The sequence below is a fragment of the Diaphorobacter ruginosibacter genome (assembly GCF_014395975.1).
Classification (GTDB): Bacteria; Pseudomonadota; Gammaproteobacteria; order Burkholderiales; family Burkholderiaceae_C; genus Diaphorobacter_A; species Diaphorobacter_A ruginosibacter.
Genome location: NZ_CP060714.1, coordinates 1864057 through 1884808, shown reverse-complemented (window position 1 = coordinate 1884808; position 20752 = coordinate 1864057). Strand labels below are relative to the sequence as shown.

At 66.6% G+C, this 20752-nt stretch carries 17 protein-coding genes; 6 read left to right on the top strand and 11 right to left on the bottom strand.

The window, feature by feature from the left end:
• Nucleotides 1-158: 158 nt before the first annotated feature.
• Genes H9K76_RS08610 through H9K76_RS08600 form a run of 3 tightly spaced genes read left to right on the top strand, consistent with a single transcriptional unit; the run spans nt 159 to nt 6024 of the window.
• On the top strand, nt 159-1487 hold the full coding sequence (locus H9K76_RS08610) for a TolC family protein (protein ID WP_187599570.1): 1329 nt from the start codon (nt 159-161) through the stop codon (nt 1485-1487).
• A 25-nt stretch (nt 1488-1512) separates the two neighbouring features.
• Nucleotides 1513-2862 (top strand): efflux RND transporter periplasmic adaptor subunit, encoded by a 1350-nt coding sequence (locus tag H9K76_RS08605; protein WP_187599568.1) that lies wholly within the window; start codon nt 1513-1515, stop codon nt 2860-2862.
• A gap of 12 nt (nt 2863-2874) precedes the next feature.
• Entirely contained in the window at nt 2875-6024 is a 3150-nt protein-coding gene (locus H9K76_RS08600) for an efflux RND transporter permease subunit (protein ID WP_187599567.1), read from the top strand.
• A gap of 49 nt (nt 6025-6073) precedes the next feature.
• On the opposite strand, the gene H9K76_RS08595 is transcribed toward H9K76_RS08600, so the two are convergent.
• Genes H9K76_RS08595 through H9K76_RS08580 form a run of 4 tightly spaced genes read right to left on the bottom strand, consistent with a single transcriptional unit; the run spans nt 6074 to nt 10306 of the window.
• Nucleotides 6074-7681, bottom strand: a complete 1608-nt coding sequence (locus H9K76_RS08595) for a GMC family oxidoreductase (RefSeq protein WP_187599565.1) — start codon at nt 7679-7681, stop codon at nt 6074-6076.
• Nucleotides 7678-8664 (bottom strand): ABC transporter substrate-binding protein, encoded by a 987-nt coding sequence (locus H9K76_RS08590; RefSeq protein ID WP_246475404.1) that lies wholly within the window; start codon nt 8662-8664, stop codon nt 7678-7680. The genes H9K76_RS08595 and H9K76_RS08590 overlap by 4 nt, the downstream gene beginning before the upstream one ends.
• A 44-nt stretch (nt 8665-8708) precedes the next feature.
• The gene (locus H9K76_RS08585) at nt 8709-9539 is read right to left on the bottom strand and encodes an ABC transporter ATP-binding protein (RefSeq protein ID WP_187599561.1); all 831 of its coding nucleotides are present in this window, start codon (nt 9537-9539) and stop codon (nt 8709-8711) included.
• Nucleotides 9536-10306 (bottom strand): ABC transporter permease, encoded by a 771-nt coding sequence (locus tag H9K76_RS08580; RefSeq protein ID WP_187599559.1) that lies wholly within the window; start codon nt 10304-10306, stop codon nt 9536-9538. Before H9K76_RS08580 ends, H9K76_RS08585 begins: the two co-directional genes overlap by 4 nt.
• A 122-nt stretch (nt 10307-10428) precedes the next feature.
• On the opposite strand from H9K76_RS08580, the gene H9K76_RS08575 reads away from it, so the two are divergent.
• Entirely contained in the window at nt 10429-11154 is a 726-nt protein-coding gene (locus H9K76_RS08575; RefSeq protein ID WP_187599558.1) for a GntR family transcriptional regulator, read from the top strand.
• Nucleotides 11151-12308 carry a mandelate racemase/muconate lactonizing enzyme family protein gene (locus tag H9K76_RS08570; protein ID WP_187599556.1) on the top strand — a complete coding sequence of 386 codons (1158 nt, stop codon included), beginning with the start codon at nt 11151-11153 and terminating at the stop codon, nt 12306-12308. Before H9K76_RS08575 ends, H9K76_RS08570 begins: the two co-directional genes overlap by 4 nt.
• Before the next feature lie 42 nt (nt 12309-12350).
• Here the strand turns inward: H9K76_RS08570 and H9K76_RS08565 are convergent, their stop codons facing one another.
• The 6 genes from H9K76_RS08565 to H9K76_RS08540 all read right to left on the bottom strand — a co-directional run bounded on the left by H9K76_RS08565 (nt 12351) and on the right by H9K76_RS08540 (nt 18031).
• Nucleotides 12351-12632, bottom strand: coding sequence for a hypothetical protein (locus H9K76_RS08565; RefSeq protein ID WP_187599555.1), 282 nt, complete (start codon nt 12630-12632; stop codon nt 12351-12353).
• Nucleotides 12633-12641: 9 nt separating this feature from the next.
• Nucleotides 12642-14510 (bottom strand): sensor domain-containing diguanylate cyclase, encoded by a 1869-nt coding sequence (locus tag H9K76_RS08560; RefSeq protein WP_187599553.1) that lies wholly within the window; start codon nt 14508-14510, stop codon nt 12642-12644.
• A gap of 117 nt (nt 14511-14627) precedes the next feature.
• Nucleotides 14628-15332 (bottom strand): outer membrane protein, encoded by a 705-nt coding sequence (locus tag H9K76_RS08555; RefSeq protein WP_187599551.1) that lies wholly within the window; start codon nt 15330-15332, stop codon nt 14628-14630.
• Nucleotides 15333-15352: 20 nt separating this feature from the next.
• Entirely contained in the window at nt 15353-15850 is a 498-nt protein-coding gene (locus tag H9K76_RS08550; protein ID WP_187599549.1) for a GlcG/HbpS family heme-binding protein, read from the bottom strand.
• 92 nt (nt 15851-15942) lie between these two features.
• Nucleotides 15943-16569 (bottom strand): response regulator transcription factor, encoded by a 627-nt coding sequence (locus H9K76_RS08545; protein WP_187599547.1) that lies wholly within the window; start codon nt 16567-16569, stop codon nt 15943-15945.
• A 31-nt stretch (nt 16570-16600) separates the two neighbouring features.
• On the bottom strand, nt 16601-18031 hold the full coding sequence (locus H9K76_RS08540) for a sensor histidine kinase (protein WP_246475403.1): 1431 nt from the start codon (nt 18029-18031) through the stop codon (nt 16601-16603).
• 302 nt (nt 18032-18333) lie between these two features.
• Between H9K76_RS08540 and H9K76_RS08535 the strand changes: the two genes are divergently transcribed.
• Nucleotides 18334-19443 (top strand): CaiB/BaiF CoA transferase family protein, encoded by a 1110-nt coding sequence (locus tag H9K76_RS08535; protein WP_187599546.1) that lies wholly within the window; start codon nt 18334-18336, stop codon nt 19441-19443.
• Between the two features lie 31 nt (nt 19444-19474).
• On the opposite strand, the gene H9K76_RS08530 is transcribed toward H9K76_RS08535, so the two are convergent.
• On the bottom strand, nt 19475-20623 hold the full coding sequence (locus tag H9K76_RS08530; RefSeq protein WP_187599544.1) for an acyl-CoA dehydrogenase family protein: 1149 nt from the start codon (nt 20621-20623) through the stop codon (nt 19475-19477).
• Between the last annotated feature and the right edge of the window lie 129 nt (nt 20624-20752).

The window sequence follows — 20752 nt, the reverse complement described above, 5'->3', positions numbered from 1 at the left end:
GAAAGTGACTGGCGCCCCTTCATAGAGTCGAGCGCTGATCGGCCCTCCGGCACGCCCATCCATCCACCCATTCGAACATCGCTCACCTCCAGTCGGCCACCCGCCTTTCGGGCGACGCGCCGCGACATCCCATCCGATTATCTGAAAAAGACGAACACATGGCTTTCAGTCGAACCCATCGACCTTCCCTGCTGGCCGCTGCCTTGTTCGCTGCTGCGTGCGCAGTGGCAAGTGCGCAGCCTGCCCATCCGCCATCCCCGGACAGCGGCAACCCCGGCAACGCCCAGAGCGGCATCTTGGCCACCGTCGCCACGCCAGCAAGTCTGCCGATGAGCCTTCCAATCAGCCTCCCTGTTGCCTGGCAGAAAGCGGTTGCCGCCAATCCAGGCCTGCAGGCCGCCCGCTTCGGGGCCGCCGCGGCGGAAGGCGCGGTCATGCAGGCCAAGGCGCGGCCCAACCCGGAGCTGGCCTACAGCCAGGAGGACACGCGCCGCTCAACACGCTCCTCGACTTTGCAGGTCAACCAGCTCATCGAGCTCGGTGGCAAACGCGAGGCACGGATGCGTCTGGCGCAGAGCGAAGCGTCCGGGGCCCGGCTGGAAGCCTCGCATGCACTGGTCACCTTGCGATTCGAGGTACACAACCGCTTCTCCGAACTGCAGATGGCCGAGGAGCGGCTGCGCTATGCGGAGCAGATTCATGAGCTGGCCACCCGCACGCTCGACAGCGCCGAAAAGCGCGTCGCCGCTGGCAAGGTGCCCCCGCTCGAAGCCAGCCGCGCCAGCGTGGCCAGGGCGAATGCGGCACTGGAGCAGTCCCAGGCACTCTCGGCAGTGGTCACGGCGCGCCAGCAACTGGCCAGCCTGTGGAATGGCAGCGCAGCGGAGGTCGGAGCGACCGTGAGCGACGAGGACGAGGCGGCCGCCCCGCCCGACATGGAAACCATGGAGCGGCAGCTCGAACAATCGCCTGCCTTGCTGCAGGCGGGCAACGCCCTGGACCAGGCGCGCGCCAGTTCCGAGCTCGAACGCGCCAAGCGCATCCAGGACCCCACCGTCAGCCTGGGCGTGAAGCGCGCTGAAGAAGTGGGGCGCAACCAGGTGGTGCTCGGCGTGAGCATTCCCCTGCCGCTGTTCGACTCCAACGCCGGCAACCAGCTGCAGGCGCTGCGCAGGGCCGACCAGGCCGAGCAGTTGCTGCAGGAGCGTCGCCTGCAACTGCGCGCCCAGCTCTTCACCGCTCGCCAGACCCTGGTGAACAGCCGCCAGCAGGCCACGTTGCTCGGCAGCGATGTGCTGCCCCTCGCCCAGTCGGCCTATGACATTGCCCTGCGCGGCTTTTCACTGGGCAAGTTCAATTTTCTCGACGTGCTCGATGCACAGCGTTCGCTGTTCGATGCGCGGCGCCAATGGATCGAACAGCGCATGGCCGCGCGCCGGGCGCAGGCCGAGATCGAACAGCTTCTGGGCACCTCCGCCCTTCCATGAAATCGCATTGATCGGACTCTAGAACATGTCGGACAAAGAAAAATTTGACGCCTCGCTCACGACGCCGAGGCACTGGATTGCAGTGGCCGTCATCATCGCCTGCGGCATGGTCGGCGGTGCGTTGATCCTGCGCCCCCCAGGTGGCGCGCCCGCAGCCGCCCCTGCTTCAGCCCCTGATGAGCGCGACCATGACCATGAGGGCGAGAAGAAAAACCCGAGCGGGCAGCCAGCCAAGGGCAAGGAAGAACAGGGGAAGGACGGCGACGGACATGCCCATGGCGAGGACGAGGACCACGGGAAAGCCACCGCCGGCACACCAGACGAGCATGGCGACAACCACGGCGACGAGGAAGGCGTGGTCAAGCTGAGCGAATCACAGCGCAAGGCTGCCGGGCTGTCCCTCGCCAAGGCCGAGGCCACCTCCATCCGCGAGGAACTGCTGCTGCCCGGCGAGATCCGCTTTGACGAAGACCGCACCGCCCACGTCGTGCCGCGCGTGAGCGGCGTCGTGCAGAGCGTCCATGCCCAGCTCGGCCAGCGTGTGCAGAAGGACCAGCTGCTTGCCGTCATATCGAGCGCCGGCATTTCCGACCTGCGCAGCGAGCACCAGGCGGCCCAGCGCCGCCTTGCCCTTGCACGAACCACCTATGCGCGCGAAAAGCAGCTCTGGGAAGAGCGCATCTCCGCCGAGCAGGACTACCTGCAGGCGCGGCAGGCGTTGCAGGAGGCCGAGATCGCCGCGGCGAATGCGGCGCAGAAGCTCTCGGCGATCGGTGCCGCCTCCGGCAGCTCCAACCGCTACGAGCTGCGCGCGCCGCTGGCCGGCGTGGTGGTGGAGAAGCACCTGACCACGGGCGAGGCCGTCACCGAAAGCACCGCCTCCTTCACCATCTCCGACACCAGCTTCGTCTGGGCCGAAATGAGCGTATCGGCAGCCCAACTGCCCCTGGTGCGCGAGGGCGTGAAGGCCGTCGTGCGCTCGACGGCCTTTGACTCCACTGCCGACGGCAAGGTGGCCTATGTCAGCGCGCTGATCGGCGAGCAGACGCGCACGGCCACGGCGCGGGTCGCCGTGGCCAATCCGCAGAATGTCTGGCGGCCGGGGCTGTTCGTGAACGTAGGCGTGCAGGCGCGCCAGCGCGACGTACCCGTGGCCGTGGAGGTCTCCGCGGTGCAGCGGCTTGATGACAAGGGCAGCGTGGTCTTCGTCCCCGACCACGACGGGTTCCGTGCGGTGCCAGTGAAGACCGGGCTCTCGGACGGCAAGCAGGTGGAGATCACATCCGGCCTGGAAGCGGGCAGCGAATACGTCAAGGACGGCGCGTTCATGCTCAAGGCCGAGCTGGGCAAGGCGTCCGCGGAACACACGCACTGAGCGGGAGCCTACATGTTCGAACGCATCATACGATTCGCCATCGAGCAGCGCTGGCTGGTGCTGCTCGCCGTGTTCGCCATGGCGGCCCTCGGCGTCTTCAGCTACCAGAAGCTGGCCATCGACGCCGTCCCCGACATCACCAACGTGCAGGTGCAGATCAACACCCAGGCCCCTGGCTATTCGCCACTGGAGACCGAGCAGCGCATCACCTATCCGATCGAGACGGTGATGGCCGGCCTGCCGAACCTGGAGCAGACGCGCTCGCTGTCGCGCTATGGTCTCTCGCAGGTCACGGTCATCTTCAAGGACGGCACCGACATCTACTTCGCGCGCCAGCTCGTCAACGAGCGCATCCAGGAAGCGAAGGAAAAGCTGCCCACGGGCATCTCGCCCGGCATGGGGCCCATCTCGACCGGCCTGGGCGAGATCTATCTGTGGACGGTGGAGGCCGAGGAAGGCGCGCGCAAGGAGGACGGCATGCCCTACACCCCCATGGACCTGCGCGAGATCCAGGACTGGGTCATCAAGCCGCAGTTGCGCAATGTGCCCGGCGTCACCGAGATCAACTCGATCGGCGGCTTCGCCAAGGAGTTCCTGATTGCGCCGCGGCCCGAGCGGCTGGCCGCGCACGGCATTTCGATGGACCGCATCGTCACCGCGCTCGAGAACAACAACACCAACGTCGGCGCCGGCTACATCGAACGCCAGGGAGAGCAGTATCTGATCCGCGCGCCCGGGCAGGTGCGCGGCATCGAGGACCTGAAGAACGTGATCGTCGGCTCCGCTCAGGGCCAGCCCATCCGCATCCGCGACCTGGCCGACGTCGAGCTGGGCCGCGAACTGCGCACCGGCGCGGCCACGGACAATGGAACGGAAGTGGTGCTCGGCACCGTCTTCATGCTGATCGGTGAGAACAGCCGCGTGGTCTCGCGCGCGGTGGATGCGCGCATGCAGTCCATCCAGAAAAGCCTCCCGGCCGGCGTGAAGGTGGTGACCGTATATGACAGAACCAACCTGGTGGAGAAGGCCATCGCGACCGTGCGCAAGAACCTGCTGGAAGGTGCGGCGCTGGTGGTGGTGATCCTGTTCCTGTTCCTCGGCAACATCCGCGCCGCGCTGATCACCGCGCTCATCATCCCGCTGTCGATGCTGTTCACGTTCACCGGCATGGTGCACTACCGCATCAGCGCCAACCTGATGAGCCTGGGGGCGCTCGACTTCGGCATCATCATCGACGGCGCGGTGGTGATCGTGGAGAACTGCGTGCGGCGGCTCGCACACGCGCAGGAGCACAAGGGCCGGCTGCTCACGCGCAGCGAGCGCTTTCACGAAGTGTTCGCTGCCGCCCGCGAGGCGCGCAGGCCGTTGCTGTTCGGCCAGCTCATCATCATGGTGGTGTACCTGCCGATCTTCGCGCTCACCGGCGTCGAGGGCAAGATGTTCCACCCGATGGCCTTCACCGTGGTGCTGGCGCTGGTGGGCGCGATGATCCTCTCGATCACCTTCATTCCCGCCGCCATCGCGCTGTTCATCGGCAAGCGTGTGGCCGAGAAGGAAAACCGCCTGATGGGCTGGGCACGCAGGGCCTACGAGCCGCTGCTGCACGCAGTGATGCGTGCACCGCAGGTGGTGGTGGCCGGAGCCGTGGTGACCGTGGTGCTGAGCCTGCTGCTCGCATCGCGCATGGGCAGCGAGTTCGCGCCCAACCTCAACGAAGGCGACTTCGCGATCCAGGCGCTGCGCGTGCCCGGCACCAGCCTCACGCAGTCGGTGGAGATGCAGATGCAGCTGGAACGCGCGCTGAAGGAAAAGCACCCCGAGATCGAACGTGTCTTCGCGCGCACCGGAACGGCCGAGATTGCAGCGGATCCCATGCCGCCCAACATCTCCGACGGCTACATCATGCTCAAGCCGCGCGGGCAATGGCCCGATCCCGGACGTTCGCGCGACGACCTGCTGGCCGCCGTGCAACAGACCGTGAACGACATTCCCGGCAGCAACTACGAGTTTTCGCAGCCCATCCAGCTTCGCTTCAACGAACTGATCTCGGGTGTGCGCAGCGATGTGGCGGTCAAGGTGTTCGGCGACGACATGCAGGTGCTCGAACGCACGGCACAGGCCATCGCGGCAGCGCTCCAGAAGGTTGCCGGCGCATCCGAGGTGAAAGTGGAGCAGACCACGGGCCTGCCGATGTTGACGGTAGAGGTCGATCGCGACAAGGCCGCGCGCCTGGGCCTGAACCTGGGCGACGTGCAACAGACGATTGCAACGGCACTCGGCGGCCGCGAGGCCGGTACGGTGTTCGAGGGTGACCGGCGCTTCGATATCCAGGTGCGGCTGCCGGAGTCGGTGCGCAACGACCTCGAGGCCCTGAAGCGTCTGCCGATCGCCTTGCCCGCATCCGGCGAGAACGGCTCGCGCCAGGGATTCATCTCCCTGTCATCCGTCGCCAGTTTCGACCTCTCCCCCGGCCCCAACCAGGTGAGCCGCGAGGACGGCAAGCGCCGCATTGTGGTCAGTGCGAACGTCCGGGGCCGCGACATCGGGTCGTTCGTGGAGGAGGCGCAGCGCTCGCTGGATGGCGTGCAGTTGCCTGCGGGCTACTGGACTCGCTGGGGCGGCACGTTCGAGAACATGGAGTCCGCACGCCAGCGCCTGCAGATCGTGGTGCCCGTTGCGCTGCTGCTGGTGTTCACGCTGCTGTTCGCCATGTTCGGCAATGTGCGCGACGGCCTCGTCGTGTTCACCGGAATTCCGTTCGCACTGACCGGCGGCATCATGGCCCTGTGGCTGCGCGACATTCCGCTGTCGATCTCGGCGGCCATCGGATTCATCGCGCTTTCGGGCGTGGCGGTGCTCAACGGACTGGTCATGATCTCGTCGATCCGCCAGTTGCGCGAGGACGGCATGACCGTGCCGGACGCGGTGATGACCGGTGCGGTTTCGCGCCTGCGCCCGGTGCTGATGACCGCGCTCGTCGCGTCGCTGGGATTCGTGCCGATGGCCATCGCCACGGGCACGGGAGCCGAAGTCCAGCGCCCGCTCGCTACCGTGGTCATCGGCGGCATCCTGTCATCGACCATCCTGACCCTGCTGGTGCTGCCGCTGCTCTACCGCATGGTGCATCGGAACGATCCGTCGGAAGAGGCGGCCACGCCGTGATGCCATGAGGGTCCGGCCAGGTCAGCGGCCGGACTCCATTGCACGCCTGTCACGCCCCCATCACTAGGGCGGCGCCCTTCTCCGCGATCATGATGGTGGCCGCATTGGTATTGGTCGACACCATGCTCGGCATGACGGACGCATCGATCACGCGCAGCGCCTCCACGCCGCGCACGCGCAGCCGTGAATCGACCACCGCGCAGTCATCCTCCCCCATGCGGCAGGTGCCCACCGGGTGGAACACGGTGCCGCCCTTGCGCCGGGCGAACTCCTCCAGATCGCGGTCGCTCTGTACCGTGTTGCCGGGCATGTACTCCTGGTCCGTGACCAGATCGCGGAACGCGGGCTGCCGGTAGATCTCGCGCAGCATCTTGAGACCGGCCACCAGCACCTTGGCGTCATAGGGATGCGTGAGATAGTTGGCAAGGATCTCCGGCGGCCGCAGCGGATCTCCCGACGCGATCTGCACGATGCCCCGCGACATGGGCCTGCACTGCGTTGCAGAAGCGGAGAATCCCGAGAACGAGTGCAATGCATCGCCGGGCTTGTCCACCGACAGGGGCATGACATTGAAGAGCACGTCCGGCCGTCCATCCCGCGCATGTTCGCTGCAGACCATGCCGCCCACCTGGCCCGCGCCCACCGTCAAGGGCCCGCGCTGCGAGAACAGCCACTGCGCCCCCATCTTCGCCAGTCCCAGCGGACTGCGCACCTGGTCGTTGAGCGACATGCGGTGCCTGAGCCGCACGATGACACGCGCCTGGTAGTGGTCCTGCAGGTTCGCCCCCACCTCCGGAGCATCGACCACGGTCTCGATGCCGTGGGTGCGCAGCAGGTCCGCGGGGCCGATGCCCGACAGCTGCAGCAGCTGTGGCGATTGCAGCGCCCCGGCGGACAGGATCACCTCGGCTTCGGCACGCGCTGACTGCGCCTGTCCGTTCGCATCGACGAACTGCACACCGACGGCGCGACGGTTCTCCATCATCACGCGGGTGACCTGCACACCCGTCATCACGGTCAGGTTCGCCCGTTTGCGCACCGGCGCCAGGAACGCATTGTTGGCATCGCAACGCCAATGCCCTCGGAGGGTGAGCTGGTAGGCCCCGAGGCCCTCCGTGCGCGCACCATTGAAATCGGGGTTGTGCCCATGCCCTGCCTGAAGCCCGGCCTCGATCCACGCCGCGCAGTAGGGATGGTCGTTGCGCAGGTCCGAGACGCACAGCTCGCCATCCGCCCCATGGTATTCGCTTGTGCCTCCGGCATAGCGCTCGGACTTGCGGAACCAGGGAAGCACTTCGGAATAGCTCCAGCCCTGTGCACCCTGCGCTGCCCAGTCATTGAAATCCGCATGCTGCCCGCGAATGTAGAGCAGGCCGTTGATCGCGCTCGATCCGCCCAGCACCCTTCCGCGCGGCCACACGATGCTGCGCCCCGCGGTGCTCTCCTGGGGCTTGAGCCTGAACTGCCACGAGAAGCGCGGGTCGTAGATGGTGCGAAAGTAGCCGATCGGCATGCGCAGCCAGAACGCCCCGCCCTCGCCTCCCGCCTCCATCAGCAGCACGCGGCAGGCGGGGTCGGCGCTCAGGCGGTTGGCCAGCAGGCAACCTGCCGAGCCTGCGCCCACGATCACGTAGTCCCAGCCGCCGGCATCCCTCATGACTTCACGGCCTCGAGGAAGATCCTGGGGTCGAAGTACTGCTCGGCCTTCTGGGCTCCCTGGATGTTGGCGCTCGCCACGAAGAAGTCGGTCACCTGCTGAAGCCACCGCGTGGCGGTGCCGTCCTGGTAGCGTGTGCGCCATTCCGCATTGGTGAAGTACTTCGATGCCTTGAACTGTTCCTTGAAGTCGGCGAGCGGAATGTCCTTGTACTGCGCCTTCTGCAGCGCCTCGGCGGCCTCGTCGGGCTTGCCGGAGATGAACGCGTTCACCTCGCCCCAGGCGGTTGCCAGACTGGAGAGCACCGCACGATTCTTGTCGTAGTAATCGTTTCTCGCGGCCCAGCCGCCCATGATCGCGGCCTGAGGAAAGAAGGCGGACGCATCGACCAGCCTGCGGGCATTGGGCATGCGCTGGCGGATCACGGCATCGAACGGCACCCACAGGGCCACCGCTGGCACGGCCCCCGACACGAAGGACGTCACGGCCTCGGTCATGCGCTGGTTCACGATCTGCACATCCTTGGCCGGGTCGAGCTGTGCGGAGCGCAGCGCCCGGTCGAGGAACACATGCGCGGTGGTGCCGGTCGTCGTGGAGATCTGCTTGCCCTTGAGGTCAGCCAGCGTCTTGATGTCATCGCGCACCCACAACTGGGCCGTGGCGTACTCGATGTTGTTCATCAGGAACACCCTGCCCTGCCCGCGCGCGGGAAAATTGCTGATCACCGCGCCCGTTGCCAACACGTCAAGACTGCCGCCGATCATGGCCTGGAACAGCTCCAGTCCCGTGGCGAACTGCACCAGCTCCAGGTCGAGGCCCTGCTTTGCGAACGCGCCCATCTGCTGGCCCAGCCAGATATGCCCATCGACCGCCGGCGTATGGAGATATCCCACCTTCACCTTGGTCTTCGCCTGGGCAAAGGCCGGAGCCATCTGCACCGCGTACGCCGCTGCGGTTGCCTGAATCAGTTGTCTGCGTTGCATGGCCATGACGATCCTCCTCTGGTTGATGATCAAACCGGCTCTATCTATTCAGAGAGCCGCACTGCCTGCCGTGCCTGGGCGGCATATTCCTGCATGACGAGATCACGGATGTGGGTGCGCATCTCGGCGAAGCGCGGATCCTCGTGCACATTCTCCGCGCGCGGATAGCCGAACGGTACATCGATCACCGTGCGGATGCGCGCGGGACGCGCCGTCACGACGACGATACGCGACGAAAGATAGAGGGCCTCCTCCACCGAGTGCGTGATCAGCATGACCGTCTTGCCCTCGGTCTGCAGCACTTCCAGCAGCAGGTCCTGCATGGCTGAGCGGGTCTGCGCGTCCAGCGCGCCGAAGGGCTCGTCCATCAGCAGGAACTCGGGCTTCACCGCGTAGGCGCGCGCAATGGCAAGGCGCTGGCGCATGCCCCCCGAAAGATGCTTCGGGAAGTGATGGGCAAAGTCGCCCAGCCCCATCAGCGTCATGTAGCGCTGCACGATGGCCTCGCGCTCGCGTACGGGCACCTTGCTGGCCGAGAGCTTGAGCCCGAACTCGATGTTCTGGCGCACCGTCAGCCAGGGGAACACGCCATATTCCTGGAAGATCACGCCGCGATCAGGGCCGGGCCCATTCACCGGCCTGCCGTCGAGCAGCACCTGTCCGGACGTGGGCGGCACAAAGCCACCCAGCAGGTTCATGAGCGTGGTCTTGCCGCACCCCGATGGCCCGATGATCGAGACGAATTCGCCCTGGCGGATCTCAAAGCTCACATCGTCGAGCACCTTCATCGGGCCGCGCTCGGTATCGAACTGGACCGACACCCTGTCGAAGGCGATGCGCACGGGCGCGCTGTCTGCAGCGTGGTTCATGCTCATGCCATCCTGTCCTGCCAGGCCACCAGCCGCCTGGAAACCATGCGCAGCACCGTATCCATCACCAGCGCGATCGCGCCGATGCAGATGATGCCCACGTAGATCACGTCCAACTGGAAGAACGAGGACGCATTCTGGATCAGCGCGCCAAGGCCCTGCTGCGCCGCGATGAGCTCGGATGCCACCAGCGTGGCCCATGCCACGCCAAGGGCCACGCGGATCGCGGTGAGGATGTGCGGGATGGTGAGTGGAACGATCACCTTGCGGAAGATCTCCATGTCCTTCGCACCGAGCGTGCGCGCCACCTTGATGTAGATGGGACTGATCTGCGCGATGCCCTCGTACATCACGATCACGCCCGCGAAGAACGAGGCATAGAAAAGGATGATGGTCTTGGCGAGCTCCCCGATGCCGAAGTAGACGATCACGAGCGGAATCAGTGCGATCGGCGGCAGGGCCCGGAAGAAATTGATGACGGGCTCGATGAAGGTGCGCACGCCCTCGTACCAGCCCAGGCAGAAGCCCACAGGAACCGCCAGCGCCACGCCCAGCGTCACCCCGAGCAGCACGCGCTGGGTGGACATCCAGATATCCATCGGCAACCGCGTCCGGGCCAGCTCCCAGAACTTTTCCGCCACCGCGTGGGGGGCCGGCACGAGCGCGGGATTGACCAGGCCGCTCAGGCGAATGGCATACCACAGCAGCAGGATGACGAGCCACGGCGCCAGCACCAGCGCTGCGCGGCCCCACCAGGACGATGGAGTTTTCATGCGGACCTGTCTCTTTGAAATCTTCTGGAAACCATGGTTCTAGCCCCTCGGTTGCATCCGATGTCAACTAATCGTACTATAGACCATACGTTTGTACAACCATATACAAATAACCCAAAGCGATGTCCAGCCTGTTCCTTGAAAGCCCCGTACCCCGTTACCTTCAGCTGGCGGACCTGCTGCGCCAGCGCATCGCGCGCGGGCAATGGGCGCAGGGGCAGAAGCTGCCGTCGCTCGAGGAGCTGGTCAAGGAGTTCGGCGTGGCGCGCGTCACCGTGCGACAGGCCATCGACCTGCTCGCACGCGAAGGGCTGGTGTCGCCCCAGCAGGGCCGCGGCACCTTCGTGACGGGCCAGCCGAAGAAGGAGCGCTTCATCAGCGTGGTGACCCGGCTCGACGAACTGGCGCGCGTGTATGCAGACACGCAGCCCCGCATCGTCAACATCGCGGAATCAAGCGCCGCCCCGCCGCTCACCGAGCGCGAGGGCCACGCGGCTCCTAGCTACACCTTCATGCGCCGCGTGCACAGCCATGACGACCAGCCTTATTGCGTCATCAACATCCATCTCGACGAGCGCATCTTCAAGCTGGCGCCCGAGGAGTTCCGCAACAAGACCGTCATTCCGCTGCTCAAGTCGATGCCCAAGGTGAAGATCGCGAGTGCCCGCCAGGTGATGACGATCGGCTCCGCGGACGTGGAGGTCGCGCGCCTGCTGGAGTTGCCGATGAACGCGCCCGTCGCGGAAGTCCGCCGCGTCTTCCTCGATGCCAAGGGCACCGTCATCTACCTGGCCGACATCACCTATCGCGGCGACGCCATCCGCGTCGAAATGGATCTGCAGCCATGACACACCCGCACGCCTCCCCCATCCGCATCACACGGATCGAAGCATTCGTGTTTCGCGCGCCGATCGCCAATCCCGTGCGCACCTCGTTCGGCGTGATGACCGACCGGCCGGCGGTACTGGTGCGGGCCGAGGACAGCGATGGCGCCTTCGGCTGGGGAGAGGTCTGGTGCAACTTCCCTTCGTGCGGAGCGGAGCACCGAGCGCGCCTGATCGACACGGTGCTGGCACCCCTGCTGGTGCAGCAATGGTTCGAGGCGCCCGAGGCCGCCTTCCGGCATCTGAGCGAGGAGACCGCCGTTCTTGCCATCCAGTCCGCCGAACCCGGGCCGATCGCACAGGCCATCGCCGGCGTGGACCTGGCCTTGTGGGACCTGTGCGCGCGGCGAGCGAAGACGCCTCTCTGGCAGTTCATCCGGGGACAGGCACCCGACACGCAGCCGGCGCGCATCTCCGTCTATGCCAGCGGCATCAACCCCGATCATCCCGAAAGGACGGCCGAGCGTGCGTGGGAGGCGGGCTACCGCGCCTTCAAGCTGAAGATCGGGTTCGGGCGCGACCGCGACCTGGCCAACCTGACCGCCATGCGCAGCCGTCTGGGCGCCGGCATTCCCCTGATGGCCGATGCCAACCAGGGCTGGTCGCTGGAGGAAGCGCTGCGCATGCTTCCCGATCTGGAACCCTTCGACCTGTGCTGGCTGGAAGAGCCCCTGCGCGCCGACAGGCCCTGGGATGAATGGGCGCAGCTCCGTATGCGCTCGGGCATTCCGCTGGCAGCCGGCGAGAACCTGGCGAGCCCGGTGGAATTCACGCAGGCCATCGCCACCCGGCAACTCTCGGTGCTGCAGCCCGACGCTGCCAAATGGGGTGGCATATCGGGCTGCTGGCCGGTCATCCAGGCGACCCGCGCGGCGCACCTTCTGTATTGCCCCCACTACCTCGGCGGCGGCATCGGGCTGCTGCATTCCGCGCACCTGCTCGCGGCAGCCGGCGGCAGGGGCATGCTGGAGATCGACTCGAACCCGAATCCACTCAGAAGCCTGCTCGCGGGGCCTCTCGAACAGATCAGCGACGGCAAGGCCACGCTTGGAAGCGCACCAGGGATCGGCTTCGAACCCGAACTGGCCAGCCTCGCCAGCATGCGGCAGGTGCATTGAGGCCGTACATCACGGCCACGGAGCCATCCGGTATCAACGGGCTTATGCACCCTGCCGGATGAGCTCGGGTCCTTCGCGATGGGGCGTCACCTCGAACCTGGGAAACCGGGCCTTGCACCCTCCCGCATGCGCCTCTACGAACGCATCGGCCTGCTCAGGGCGGTGGAACGCCAGGCCTACGGCCATCGCAGCGACCCTGCCGATGCAGCCCTGGTGCTCAGGCTGATCACGGCCGGGCAGCGCGCGGGTTTCAGCCTGGACGAACTGCGCACTGCGACGGCAAGGCACCTGAACATCCCCGGTATGGGATGGACCGGCCGCCATGTCTGCATTTCAGCGGCGGATGACCGAAGAAGCAGATGGTGCAGAAGGCGCCGGAGCGGCCGAGAAGAATGTCTGGTTGCGGCCTCTTGACTTGGCGACATAGAGGGCCTTGTCCGCCGTCGACAGCATGGTCTCGAGAACTCCTGGCTCCACCCTGGCGGTCGTCACGCCGATGCTGGCGGTCACGGCGATCGTGACGCCGGCGTCCACGTCCACCCTGCCGCCCGCAAGGCTCTGGCAGATGCACTCCGCAAGGCGCACGGCATCTGCCTCCCCGCAACCGGGCAGGAAAATGGCGAACTCCTCGCCCCCCATGCGCCCCGTCAGGTCCTGCGGCCTCACCGATGCCTTGATCGTGTGGGCCAATGCGGTCAACGCCCGGTCGCCCGCGGAATGCCCATGCAGGTCGTTGATGTTCTTGAAATGGTCCACATCCAGCATCAGCAGGCTCGCTCCAGCCTGGGCGGGCAGCTGTGCATCGACCCAGGCCGCCGCGCGCGCCAGAAAGGCGCGACGTGTCAGCACACCGGTCAACTGGTCCTCTGCCGCGATGCGCTCGAGCTCCCTTGCAAAGCGTTCCCGCTCCTCTGCGATCTGGTAGGCCTCGTGAACGTCCGTGCTCGTGCCGAACCAGCGAACAATCCGCCCCTCCTCGTCACGGATCGGCAGGGCCATCACCCGCAGCCACCGGTACTCCCCGCAGCGATGGCGGAAGCGGTAGTCGATGTCATAGGAACTCCCCGTACGCAGCGCATTTCCCCAGGCGGCCTGCACCCTTTCCCAGTGCTCGGGATAGACGAGGGTCTTCCAGGTGTCCTCGTTGACGTCCTTCAGGTCCACGCCGGTGAATTCGCTCCAGCGCACTGAAAAGTAGTCATGCCGCCCTTCCCCATCGCAGCTCCAGACGATCTGGGGCAGCGCCTCCGTGAGGGTACGGAAGTGGAACCGGCTCTTCGCAAGCGCCGAGACGGTCTCCATCTGTTCGGTCACGTTGACGATCACGCCCAGGAACTGGAACACCTGCCCTTCCGCGTTCCTGCAGGGACTCGCCGAAGAGATCACCCAGCGAGCAGTCGTTCCCCCGCGCTCGACCACACGGTAGCGGCAGCGGTAGGGCGTTCCGGTTCGTTCGGCCTCGGAAAATGCAGCTGTCACCTGGGGGAGATCCTCGGGGTGGACTGCCTGGAGGAAATGCGCATCGGGAATGCCATGCTCGCACTGCTCGGCCGAGAGCCCGTACATCCGGGCCACACTGGCGTCCGCCACGGTCTCGCGGGTTGCCAGGTCAAGCGTCCAGGTGCCCACCAGCCCCGAGCCTTCGAGCGCATGGCGCAACCGTTGCTCCGAATCCGCCAGCCGGCGCGTGCACAGGTCCCAGTCCGTGACATCGTGCGCAATGCACAGGACGGCGACGACGGCACCGGCCTCGCTCACCACGGGCGTGGCATCGAGATCAAGCAAGAGTGTCTGCCGTCCGCTGGCACCGGGACGACTGAAGGCCCGCTCGCGAACGCGAACCGCCTGCCCCGCGGCCACCGTCTGCAGAAGCCAGGAATGAAACCGATCGCTCTCCGGCCAGACGTCCAGTACCGAGCGTCCATTGAGCATTGGCGCCGGCCCGGCCAGAAGGCCCTGGGCCGCCTCGTTGGCAAGAAGAATACCCCTCGGACCCATCATCAGCAGCATGGGCGTAGGAGCGCTGGCCATCAGCCGGATGACGGCCTTGACCGCTCCATCCCACTGATGGAGTGGAAGCAGGCCCGACGACTGCCAGTCAACCCGCTCCTGCGCCGTGATCCAGTCGCCAGCGGCCGACAGCGCCGAAGAAGAAGGCGCGGAAGGGGAAGAAGGGGCAGCCGATTGGTAAACATTGCTCATTCCGGAGCACTCCATCAACGCTGCCTCGCTCTCACCGAGGCATCCCACCAGTTGATCCGGTGAACAGTATCGCAGAGATGGAGGCCCGTGCGTGATGCGCGGAGCGCCTTGGCGACCTCAGAAGCTGTAGCGCAGTCCGAGCGTGATCTCGCTCGAAGTGAGCTTGGCGCGCATCTGCTCGTCCTGCAGGCCACGGACGTTCGTGAAGTTGTTCGCGCCGCTCCTGGTCTTGCCCATGGCGACATAGCGGTAGCCGAGGTCGATGCTGACCTTGTGCACCGGCGAGTAGCTCACGCCGAAGCCCACCGAGTACGCCAGGTTGTTCTGCGAATCGCCGAAGTACTGGCGGTTCACGTTGCCCTGCCAGCCCTTGGACTCCAGCTTGGCGACGCCCAGGCCGGCGGTGCCGTACAGCGAGAACGAGGAACTCAGCGGGAAGTCCTTGTAGGCATTGACCATCAGGCGCTGCGAGCGGATCTTGTGGTGGTTGAAGCTGGTCGGGAAGTTGGTGGAGCCGCTGGTGAACTCATTGTTCTTCGGCAGCGTGTATTCCGCTTCCACGCGCCAGTTCGATGGCAGATGGTAGCCCAGCGCCAGCGAGCCGCCCGCCGCCGTGTTGGAGTCGTCGCCTGGCACGAACTGGCCCAGGCCCGGGCGGGCGCTGGAGTCCATGTCGTGGGCCTTGTAGCTGGCCGAATTGATGCGCAGTGCGCCGTAGTAGTTGCTGCCGCTGCTGCCTGCGCTGTCGGCGGCAAAGGCGCTGCCGGCGGCTGCCAGGGCGAGGACGGGGAGAATGCCTGCGATGCTGAAAGTACGTGTCATGGTTGCTTCTTTCCTTGCGATCACTTCAGCAGGTCCGCCACCTTGGCCAGGGCCGCCTGGGCGCACTGGTCGTCCAGATGGCCGCCGGGAGCACCGGCCACGCCCACGGCGCCGATCACTTCGTTGTCCACCTTCACGGGCACGCCGCCGCCGAGCAGCAGGAAGCCGGGGATGTCCTTCAGGTTCGCTGCACCAGGGTTCTTCTGCGAGTTCTCCATGATGGCGAGCGACGGTGCCTTGGCCGATGCCGAGGTGAATGCCTTGGCGCGGCTGGCTTCCACGGTATGCGGGCCGGCGTTGTCGGCACGCTGGACGGCGCGCACGGTGCCGGCACGATCCACCACGGTGGCGGTCACGGCATAGCCGCCGGCGGTGCAGGCAGCCACGGTCTGTGCGGCGATCTGGTTGGCCAGCTCGAGCGAGATGTTCTTTTCGGTGCGCACGCCCTGGGCGCTGGCGACATGAGCGGTGACTGCGGTGGCCAGGGTCAGGACGGCGAGGGTCAGAGTGCGTTTCATGCGATTTCTCCGGTTGCTGTGAATGTGGTGCAACTGTAGGAAAACGCCCTCTGCGCGCCAATGCGGCGGGTTACGCGCGTGCCTCCGTAGAACTACGCAGTGTCTTCGTCGACCAGCGCCGCATAGCGGCGGATGAGCTGGGCCAGGGAGTCGGTCTCCAGCTTGCCGAACAGGTTGGCACGATGCGTTTCCACCGTGCGCGGCGAGAGCGTCAACGCACGCCCGATCTCCTTGTTTGTGAGCCCCTCCACGATCAGGCCCAGCACCTCACGCTCACGGCCCGAGAGCTGAGCGTAGCGCTCACGGGCATGCAGGTCGGCCTTGTGACGCTCGCGCGAGCGCACATGCTGGCGCACGGCCGCCTGCAGCGCCTCGATGAGGAGCTCGTCATCCACCGGCTTTTCAAGGAATTCCGCCGCACCAGCCTTGAACGCACGGCGGCACATCTCCACCGTACCGTGGCCCGTGAGCATGATGACCGGCTGGTCTACGCCCTGCTCCACCAGCGTATCAAGCACTGCCAGTCCGCTGGTGCCCGGCATGCGCACATCCAGCACGATGGCCCCCACATCCCCACGGTCGAACTCCGAGAGAAACACCTGAGGATCGCTCCATGGCTGAACGCGCAGGCCCACCGTGCCGATGAGCAGCGCCAGGCTGTCGCGTACGGCGGCATCATCGTCCACGAGATGGATGAGGGGCGAAAGGGAGGATGTCATGGGGGTGCTCGGGCAGTGCGTGGAATGGGCTTCAGGAACTGGAGGCCAGCGGAAGCAGCAGAAGGAATTCGGCGCCAGGCTCGTCGCCCGGAACATTTGTGGGCGGAGCCAGGGTGAGCTCGCCGCCCATTGCCTGCGCCAGGCTTTCCGAGAGCGAAAGACCCAGGCCCAGGCCGCCCTCGCGGGTGGTGTAGAACGGAGTGAACAGCCGCGCCCGCGCTTCGGGTCCAATACCCGGCCCGGTGTCGCGCACGCTCAGCAGGGCCCGTGCGCCCTCGGTGCGCAGGCTCACTCGCAGGCGGCGCCGGCCTGCATCGACCTGGTCCATCGCCTGCAGCGCATTCATCACAAGGTTGTGGATGATCTGCTGCAGCGCCACGGGCTCCGCGAGCACGGCGGGCAGATCGGCCGGAGCATCCACCTGCAGGGCGATGCCCCGGCGACGCAGCTCGGGCTCCAGCAGGTGCAGGGCGTCATGCACCGCGGCCTGCAGAGCGAGCGGCTGGGCCTGTCCCGACAGGTCGGGCCGCTCCACGATCCTGCGCAGGCGGCCCACCACCGCGCTGGCACGCCGCGCCTGGTCCACGGCCTGGCCCATCGCATGGCGAGCGGTATCCAGGTCCGGCTCGTCATCCCCCAGCAGCCGCTGTGCCGCCTGCGTATTGGCAAGGAGCGCAGTGAGCGGCTGGTTCAGCTCATGCGCCATGCCAGCCGCCAGCTCGCCCAGCTGGTTGAGCCGCGCAACCTGCCCGACGCGCAGCAGCTCCTCGGCGCGGCGTGCCGCCACGCGCTGGCGCAGCAGCGAGCGCAGCACCGCCAGCACCGCCGCACTGACCAGGGCCCAGGCCAGCATGCGCCCCCAGGGCAGCTCGCTCCATCCCACATCACGCTCCAGCACCACGTCGAAAGGCTGGCTCTGCGCGGCCAGCGTCTTGTGGAAATCGTAGTGCCAGCCGTTGGCCAGATGCCGCCCCGCCTGCACCACGAAAGCCTGTCCCTCGTACTCGAGACGCACGCGCACCGGGCTGGAGCCGGCATCCATGGGCCATTCGTCCCATGGAATCGTCGCGCGCAGGTCCAGCAACAGCGCGAAATCGACCGGCGGGTTCGCTGCCCGGCCACCGGACTGGCCGGCAACCTGACCCGCAAGCGCCAGCCACACCCGGCCCGCAGGCAGGTCGGCCTGCGCAAGCTCTGCATGGCCGCTCTGGCGCGAGCGCGCAGCCGCCTCCTCCAGCCGAGTGCGCAAGGCGTCGGTCCAACCGGCCGGCCAGGCGCTGCCCTGCAGGCGGCGCAGCACTTCGATGATCTGGGGGTATGCGGCAGGCAGGCGCGGCAGCGGCACCGCCACATCGCCCGGACGATCGACCGGGGGCTGCAGCAGCGGCAGCATCGCCATCACCGCGTCATGCTGCACGGCGCGCTGGCTGAGCAGCCGATGCACGATGCGCGCATCCGTCACGAACGCGTCCTCCAGCGCCAGCAGGCGCGCATGCGCGAGCCATGCGGCCCCGCGGCGGCCACGGCAGCCCAGGCCAGCAGCCAGATCAGGGGACTACGCCCATGGGAAAAGATCATGGCCCGGATTCTGGCACGGCATTTCCCGTGCCGGGACCATGCAGTCTCCTCCTCCCGTGATCCGGTGCCTCGCCGATTCGTCGCTTCCGACGATGCCCGCGCGCCGGCAAGCAGCCATCATGGTGTCTTCCCGGGCTTTCCCGCATACGCAGGCGAAGTGCCGGAATCATCAGCAAGGAGACGGGAATGGCAGGACCCCTGGAGGGTGTGCGTGTGATCGAGATGGCGGGGATCGGGCCGGGCCCTTTCTGCGCCATGCTGCTGGCGGACTTCGGGGCGGAGGTGCTGCGCATCGTACGGCCCGGCACGCCGATCGATGCGGCCGACGTGATGGCGCGCAGCCGCCGGCAGGTGGCCATCGACCTGAAATGCGAACCGGGCCGGGACGCGCTGCTGGAACTGCTGGAGCAGGCCGACATGCTGGTCGAGGGCTTCCGTCCGGGCGTCATGGAGCGGCTGAGCCTCGGCCCCGAGGCCTGCATGGCGCGCAACCCGAGGCTCATCTATGGCCGCATGACGGGCTGGGGCCAATCCGGCCCCATGGCGCATGCGGCCGGGCATGACATCAACTACATCGCGCTGTCGGGAGCCTTGCATGCGATCGGCCGACACGGAGAGGCGCCGGTCGTTCCGCTCAACTACGTGGGGGATTTCGGCGGCGGCGGCATGCTGCTGGCGGTAGGCCTGCTCGCGGCCCTGCACGAGGCCCGCCGCAGCGGTCGCGGCCAGGTCATCGACGCGGCCATGACGGACGGATCCGCCCTGCTCTCCGCATTCATGTATGGCTTCAAGGCCGCGGGGCAATGGAGCAACCAGCGCGGCGAGAACATGCTCGACGGCGGTGCCCACTTCTACGATGCCTACGCCTGCGCCGACGGCAGACACGTTGCCATCGGTGCCATCGAGCCACAGTTCTACGCCGAGCTGCGCGAGCGCTGCGGCATCCAGGACCCGCTGTTCGACGAGCAGATGGACACCACCCGCTGGCCCCTGCTCAAGTTGCGGCTGGCCGACCTGTTCCGCACCCGCACGCGCGACGAATGGTGCACGCTGCTGGAGGGCACGGATGCCTGCTTCGCCCCGGTGCTCGACTGGGACGAGGCGCCCGCGCATCCGCACAACCGTGCGCGCGGCACCTTCGTCGAGGCGGCAGGCGTGATCCAGCCTGCGCCGGCTCCGCGTTTTTCGCGCAGCGGTTCCGTGCAGCCCATGCCGCCCTCCTCGCTCTCGCTCGAGGATGCACTCGGCGCCTGGAGAGCGCACCGGGCAGGCAGCGGCGGCGACGCACCACGCTGAGCACAGCCCGCATCGTCATGCCATCACACCGTCACATCGCGCGCGCGATGACCTCCTTCATGATCTCGCTGGTGCCGCCGTAGATGCGCTGGATGCGCGCGTCGGCATACATGCGGGCGATCAGGTACTCGTTCATGTAGCCATAGCCGCCAAAGAGCTGCAGGCATTCGTCCACCACCTTGCCCTGCATCTCCGAGCCCCAGAGCTTGGCCATCGACGCGGTGACCGTGTCGAGCCTGCCCTCCACCATCTGCTCGATGCAGCGGTCGATGAAGGCCCGGCCCACGGTCACCTGGGTGGCGATCTCCGCCAGCTTGAACCGGGTGTTCTGCTGCTCGAACAGCGTCTTGCCAAAGGCCTTGCGCTCACGCACGTAGTCCAGGGTGGCCTGGTAGGCGGCCTCCATGGTGGCAAGGCCGGTGACGCCGATGATCAGCCGCTCATAGGGCAGGTCCGACATGAGCTGGAAGAAGCCCTGGCCCTCCGCCCCGCCCAGCAGGCGGTCATGCGGCACGCGCACGTCATCGAAGTACAGCTCCGACGTGTCCTGCGCCTTCATGCCGATCTTGTCGAGCACGCGGCCCACCCGGTAGCCCTCCGTGCCCTCGGTCTCCACGATGAGGATCGACGTGCCCTTGGCGCGTTCCTCGGGGTTGGTCTTGCAGGCCACCAGCACCACGCCTGCCAGAAAGCCGTTGGTGATGAAGGTCTTGCTGCCGTTGACCAGATAGTGGTCGTCCCGCTTCTCGGCCCGGGTACGGATGGCCTGCAGGTCGGAGCCCGCGCCGGGCTCGGTCATCGCGATCGCGCCGACGAGCTCGCCGCGCGCCATGCGTGGCAGGTAGCTGCGCTTCTGCTCCTCGGTGCCGTGGTTGAGGAAATAGTGCGCGACGATGCTGTGAACCGACACGTTCATGCCCGTGAGCGAGCGCCTGAACATCTCTTCGTAGAGCACGGCCTCGTGCCGGAAATCACCGCCCGCGCCGCCGTACTCCTCGGGAATGTCGGAACACAGCAGGCCAAGCTCGCCGGCCTTGCGCCATATCTCGTGCCCCACATGGCCGCGCTTTCGCGCCTCCTCGTCGCGTGGCAGCACCTCCTCCTCGATGAAGCGCACCACGCTTTCCCGGTACAGCTCGATGTCCGGATCGGACCACGACGGGGTGAACTGCAAGCTCATGACAAATGCCTTTCCATGTTGTTCCGAAAGCCGGGGGCGCGGAGCGCATCGATGACTGCATCGCGCGTGCACCCTTGCGACTGGTCGCAGCTTAGCCCTGTGGACAGGCATGCGCCTCGTCGGTTCCGA

Coding starts and splice junctions, on each gene's coding strand:
- H9K76_RS08610 (WP_187599570.1), top strand. CDS start 159: ATGGCTTTCAGTCGAACCCATCGACCTTCCCTGCTGGCCGCTGCCTTG.
- H9K76_RS08605 (WP_187599568.1), top strand. CDS start 1,513: ATGTCGGACAAAGAAAAATTTGACGCCTCGCTCACGACGCCGAGGCAC.
- H9K76_RS08600 (WP_187599567.1), top strand. CDS start 2,875: ATGTTCGAACGCATCATACGATTCGCCATCGAGCAGCGCTGGCTGGTG.
- H9K76_RS08595 (WP_187599565.1), bottom strand. CDS start 7,681: ATGAGGGATGCCGGCGGCTGGGACTACGTGATCGTGGGCGCAGGCTCG.
- H9K76_RS08590 (WP_246475404.1), bottom strand. CDS start 8,664: ATGCAACGCAGACAACTGATTCAGGCAACCGCAGCGGCGTACGCGGTG.
- H9K76_RS08585 (WP_187599561.1), bottom strand. CDS start 9,539: ATGAGCATGAACCACGCTGCAGACAGCGCGCCCGTGCGCATCGCCTTC.
- H9K76_RS08580 (WP_187599559.1), bottom strand. CDS start 10,306: ATGAAAACTCCATCGTCCTGGTGGGGCCGCGCAGCGCTGGTGCTGGCG.
- H9K76_RS08575 (WP_187599558.1), top strand. CDS start 10,429: ATGTCCAGCCTGTTCCTTGAAAGCCCCGTACCCCGTTACCTTCAGCTG.
- H9K76_RS08570 (WP_187599556.1), top strand. CDS start 11,151: ATGACACACCCGCACGCCTCCCCCATCCGCATCACACGGATCGAAGCA.
- H9K76_RS08565 (WP_187599555.1), bottom strand. CDS start 12,632: ATGGCGGCCGGTCCATCCCATACCGGGGATGTTCAGGTGCCTTGCCGT.
- H9K76_RS08560 (WP_187599553.1), bottom strand. CDS start 14,510: ATGAGCAATGTTTACCAATCGGCTGCCCCTTCTTCCCCTTCCGCGCCT.
- H9K76_RS08555 (WP_187599551.1), bottom strand. CDS start 15,332: ATGACACGTACTTTCAGCATCGCAGGCATTCTCCCCGTCCTCGCCCTG.
- H9K76_RS08550 (WP_187599549.1), bottom strand. CDS start 15,850: ATGAAACGCACTCTGACCCTCGCCGTCCTGACCCTGGCCACCGCAGTC.
- H9K76_RS08545 (WP_187599547.1), bottom strand. CDS start 16,569: ATGACATCCTCCCTTTCGCCCCTCATCCATCTCGTGGACGATGATGCC.
- H9K76_RS08535 (WP_187599546.1), top strand. CDS start 18,334: ATGGCAGGACCCCTGGAGGGTGTGCGTGTGATCGAGATGGCGGGGATC.
- H9K76_RS08530 (WP_187599544.1), bottom strand. CDS start 20,623: ATGAGCTTGCAGTTCACCCCGTCGTGGTCCGATCCGGACATCGAGCTG.